The sequence below is a fragment of the uncultured Nostoc sp. genome (genome assembly GCF_964247315.1).
GTDB lineage: Bacteria > Cyanobacteriota > Cyanobacteriia > Cyanobacteriales > Nostocaceae > Nostoc.
In genome coordinates this window covers 29,625-34,194 of record NZ_CAXTTT010000087.1, presented here as the reverse complement: position 1 = coordinate 34,194, position 4,570 = coordinate 29,625, and the positions used below count along the sequence as shown (strand labels likewise).

4 protein-coding genes and 1 pseudogene are annotated in these 4,570 nt (G+C 45.1%); all 5 read right to left on the bottom strand.

What is annotated here, in order from left to right:
* Positions 1-82 precede the first annotated feature (82 nt).
* Positions 83-655: a Uma2 family endonuclease gene (locus ACFE93_RS23570; RefSeq protein ID WP_375476785.1), complete on the bottom strand. Its 573-nt coding sequence runs from the start codon at positions 653-655 to the stop codon at positions 83-85.
* A 169-nt stretch (positions 656-824) separates the two neighbouring features.
* On the bottom strand, positions 825-1,526 hold the full coding sequence (locus tag ACFE93_RS23565; protein WP_375476782.1) for a hypothetical protein: 702 nt from the start codon (positions 1,524-1,526) through the stop codon (positions 825-827).
* Positions 1,501-2,796 (bottom strand): annotated as a pseudogene (locus ACFE93_RS23560) (sulfite exporter TauE/SafE family protein). The gene ACFE93_RS23565 and the pseudogene ACFE93_RS23560 overlap by 26 nt, the downstream one beginning before the upstream one ends.
* A gap of 459 nt (positions 2,797-3,255) precedes the next feature.
* A complete protein-coding gene (locus ACFE93_RS23555; protein ID WP_375476780.1) occupies positions 3,256-3,417 on the bottom strand; it encodes a hypothetical protein in 162 nt (53 codons plus the stop codon).
* Positions 3,418-3,507: 90 nt separating this feature from the next.
* Positions 3,508-4,431 carry an NADP-dependent oxidoreductase gene (locus tag ACFE93_RS23550; protein ID WP_375476778.1) on the bottom strand — a complete coding sequence of 308 codons (924 nt, stop codon included), beginning with the start codon at positions 4,429-4,431 and terminating at the stop codon, positions 3,508-3,510.
* Between the last annotated feature and the right edge of the window lie 139 nt (positions 4,432-4,570).

The window sequence follows — 4,570 nt, the reverse complement described above, 5'->3', positions numbered from 1 at the left end:
TAATATACTCCATTATCCCATACTGTATTGCACTCAATCAGGAACCGCTATATAACAGCTAATAACTGCTGGAGAAGTTTGATCAAACTTCCCCACAAGCCAAGACTTGGGCGACTGTCAGTGCCAACTCGGTAAAATATACTGATGTAATGCGATCGCTATTCTGAAATACAGCTTCTTCATACAGTCCATCTACCAAGGTCAGCACGATAACCTGTTGTTTAGCGAAATCAACAATCCAGTATTCAGGAATTCCCCTAGCTGCATACTCAGAGCGCTTGTAGCGGTAGTCTCGGTCTTCATTAGCTTTACCAGGGGAGACAACCTCAACCACTAGCGCCGGAGATGGCATATCTACAGTAATCGTTGCTCGCCCACCCCCGATTGTGGTAAATAACTCCTCAGTCAATATCATCAAGTCTGGTAGTCGCACTCGATTTCCCGTGACTATAATTTCTGTATCTTTATGACGGATGAAGCGGATTGGCACAAATTTAAAGAATTCTGACAGTAAATACAAGGAAATTAAATTATTTCTATCCGTTTCTGGAGGCATTGCTACAAGTTCTCCATCCACCATCTCATAGCGGGTATCTGTGCCGTCATCATACGCTAGATACTCCTCAAGGTTGAGCTTTTTTGTAGTGGTGGTCATGGCAGATAGAGTGTGACCTGATTCTTGGATTATTAATTGTAGCTTCAGCCAAGCGATCGCGTTGGCATTTTATCGCAAGAGGACGACTTGGGGGATGAGAGGCACAGGGGAAAGACTTATTACAACTTCCCCTCTGTTCCCCTGCTTTATCTCCCCCTTTCCCTACTCCCTACTCCCCACTCCTCCTCATACTTTGCAGTACAACAACTAAGATGCCGATAAATCCGAGGATTGGAAGTGCGATCGCCCAAGTTGGTAATTGTTGAGATTGACCCTCTACTAAATCACCATTGACATCTCGCAGGTTTCGTGTATTTTGTGTAGATCCGCCTCCTGCCACAGTCACTTCAAATTTGAACTCAAAGGGTTTGAATCTTGCCCCAGAAACAGGTTTACCATTTAGTTGCAACTCATAAAGACCTGGTTTGGGAAAGGTAATATCTGCACCTGGGATGCCTCGATAACGTTCGGCTGCTACAGGTTCTAACTGTGGTTCTAACAGTGGTGGCTCTCCGGTTGCATAAGGTTCGGCATAAACAGCCAACTGACAATTACACTGTGACAGAGGAATAACCTTTCCACCTCTGCGGGTAAGTGCAAACCAGGCTTGGCTTGGTTCTCCAGCACGGGGATTATCATTTGGTTCAATGTGGAGAGTGCCGCCAACATCTCCAGCTACTTCTACCTTATGAGCAAAAGCCGGGTAAAGATTAGTTATTGATATAACTAAACAACTGAGGAATAATAAATACTTTATTGTTCCTTGATTCTTCCAGAAAATGCCTTTGAGGGGGTAACGCCTCTGTTTTTGACTCGTAGGAATGGAGCCAGAAAATAAGGATGATTTACCGCGATTTGGTTGGGGGAACATAAAACTTTTCTACGGCTAACTTTGACCAAAAAAAGCGCGATGCCTACGGCAAGGGCTTCGCCCTACGCACTAGCAAGACACTGAGAGTAACAATTACCATCAGTACTGCCGCTAATTTATTTCCCCAAGTTGATTGCAAGGAACCCAGGTAATGGGAACCAATCAACACAGTATGAATGGCACTCAAAAGCAAGGCTGGCACACCCAATAGATGAATCTGTCGCCAACGCTTGCCCAAAGATTTTTGCAACGATTCCCAACTTGTAAAAGCGGCGGGGGACATTAATACCAATGCTACAGCACCCGCAGCCATCCCCCACTGAAATTCTGGCGGCAGAAATGAAAAGGCGGCAAAATTCCATTGCAATGAGTGTTCTATCATGTGGAAGGTGTGAACCACAGAAAGCACAAAAGATCCCACACCCAAGCCGCGGCGATAACGCAGTGGTGAAGCCCACAAGCCACTAATCGGACGCGCAATTAACGCCAAAATTAAGCAGATTAAGGCGGCATGTCCGGTGTAATCTACCATTGTGTCACCAGTCCGCAGCAAGGTGATAATGCCAATGGTGAGTGTTACCCAACCGCCTAATCGAAACAACTGACTGCGCCTGTCTTTACTTACCAAAGATGTAGAAACGCCTACACCTAGCATCGTGGGCAAGGTTCCCAAGCCAAAAGCCAGCATAGTAGCTGTACTCATCCATAAATTGCCAGTTTCAGCGGCTTTAATTTGGGCAGCATACAAGAAACCACAGGGCATTAAACCCCAAGTCATCCCTAAAAGCATTGGCGTCCACCATTTGGTTTTTAAGGAAAGCTTAACCATTCTTCTGCTGAGGCGATCGTGTAAACTACCTTGCAATAGGGGATGTAACACGGGAATACGCGGTAGTAAATCGGGTTTTAGTTGTCCTAAGCCAAACCAAATCAACATCACACCAGTCAGAATTGCCATCCAGCGTCGGAAGTCGCTGCCAACACCCGCTAGCTGTCCACCTTGCAGCAATACCGAACCTAGCGCCCCAATGCCAGCACCGACTAGAGCATAGCTTAACATCCGCCCCAGGTTTAGCAGGATATGAAATTTTAATTGCTGTTGCCAAGTATCGGGTTTTTCTAAGGTTAATGTCCGTCCCAAGGAGACTGTTTGTGGACTTTTTGGCTGATAAGACAAAGAAAATGCCACTGTTAGCGGGCCACACATCCCAAAGCAATGTCCAAAACTCCCCAGGAACCCCAGGATTGCGATCAGCAACAAATCTACCATAAAAAACCCCTGAGTCATCAGTCCTGAGTGTCCGAATAAAGATGTTGAAGAAGTAATAAGAAATTTTTTCTTTTCTTCTTTACTCAGTACTCAACACTCCTCTAGTGCGGAACTGTAAGTGAAGTTGCGATCGCTGTCAAAAGACAAAGCGTCAAACTTGATGTTTACAAGAAATCCTATTCCTAAAGGTGAATATCTGCAATGCGGCTGTTAGGGACTTCCAAAAAATAAAACATCCCCCCTTTTTGATAAAAATTATCATTCTCATAAAGCAGCACGGGTGTCTATATAGGAATCATATTTGATTTCTGAAAAAGGCTACAAGATAATACGGAAGGATATATCTGTTTAAGAGCGAACAATGATGAACTAGAATCGACAAGCTGCGATCGCTTATCTATGAGATCAACCCCCTATCGCTTTTATTAGAAGCAAAAAATAATACTGCCCGTGGCAAATTTAGATGCGATCGCTTTGGTTAACGGTACTTAACATTTTGAGGGATAAACAGTTACCAGAGAGGATAGTTTGGCAAGACTGGTTAAACAATACAAGAATGAATTTCACCCTTTGATTAAGCTGGTGCAATGGCTCTAGAGTTGATACTGACTCTAGAGCCATTGCTTGCAAATTTCTCCAACTTATAAATTTTCCCGATTTTTGGTATTTTTAGCCTTTCTAGATAGATCAACAAGTTGAGTACACATTGGGTTAAGCATTGATTTGAAGCACGATTTTGCCCTGGACATGACCGCCCTGACTCAATTCCTGAGCTTGACGGGCTTCAGATAAAGAAAAGGTCTGAGCAACAACCGTCTTAAGCTGCCCGGAATCGAGTAAACTAGCAATTTCCTCTAGCAGCGAGGCCGAGGGTTTCATATTCATCATCTCTGCACGGATACCTTGTTCTTGAGCTTTTTGAGCATTAGGGGGAGCGGCGGTTGCAACCAGAATGCCACCCGGCTTCAGCACTGAATAAGACCGCGCTTGTGTGTCGCCACCTAACGTATCTAGAACTACATCGACATTCTCAACAACTTCTTCAAAGGGTGTTGCTTTGTAGTCAATCGCTTGATCTGCACCCAGAGAGCGGATAAATTCTACATTCGCGGCTGAGGCAGTTCCAATGACGTGCGCTCCTTTCCATTTAGCAAACTGCACCGCGAACATGCCAACTCCGCCCGATGCCGCATGAATCAGGACGGTTTGACCAGGCTTGAGATCAGCACGATCAAACAACCCTTGATAGGCGGTCATTGCTACCATCGGCACCGATGCCGCTTGCACAAAATCCAGCGTCTCCGGCTTGAGGGCGATCGCATCTTGTGGAGCCGTAGCGAACTGGGCATAAGCTCCCATTCGCAGTTCACCATAAACTGCTTGACCAACTTGGAATGCTTTGACATCAGTGCCGATCGCTTCCACAATCCCTGCAACATCCATTCCAGGCGTGAACGGCAAAGGCATTGGAAAAATCTCTTTCATGTAGCCTGCCCGGATTTTCCAATCAAGCGGATTGACTCCAGCCGCCTGAACCCGAATTAGCACTTCATTCGGTTGTGGTTCGGGTTGCGCTATAGTTTCCAGTGTCAGCGCGTCTGACTCACCATAGTTATGAACGCGAATTGCTTGCATTATCTTATTTACCTAAATTGTTATAGTGTGTCAAATTCGACGAAATCTGTGAGGAGAAAATCATCCTCAAATTAAAATTGAACAAAAATAATAAACGGCTGCCCGAATTCAATAAACGGCTGCCCGAATTCAATAAACG

What these genes read in the sequence shown, in the direction of transcription:
- ACFE93_RS23550 (WP_375476778.1), bottom strand. Translation starts at nt 4,431, where the DNA reads ATGCAAGCAATTCGCGTTCATAACTATGGTGAGTCAGACGCGCTGACA.
- ACFE93_RS23555 (WP_375476780.1), bottom strand. Translation starts at nt 3,417, where the DNA reads ATGGCTCTAGAGTCAGTATCAACTCTAGAGCCATTGCACCAGCTTAAT.
- ACFE93_RS23565 (WP_375476782.1), bottom strand. Translation starts at nt 1,526, where the DNA reads ATGTTCCCCCAACCAAATCGCGGTAAATCATCCTTATTTTCTGGCTCC.
- ACFE93_RS23570 (WP_375476785.1), bottom strand. Translation starts at nt 655, where the DNA reads ATGACCACCACTACAAAAAAGCTCAACCTTGAGGAGTATCTAGCGTAT.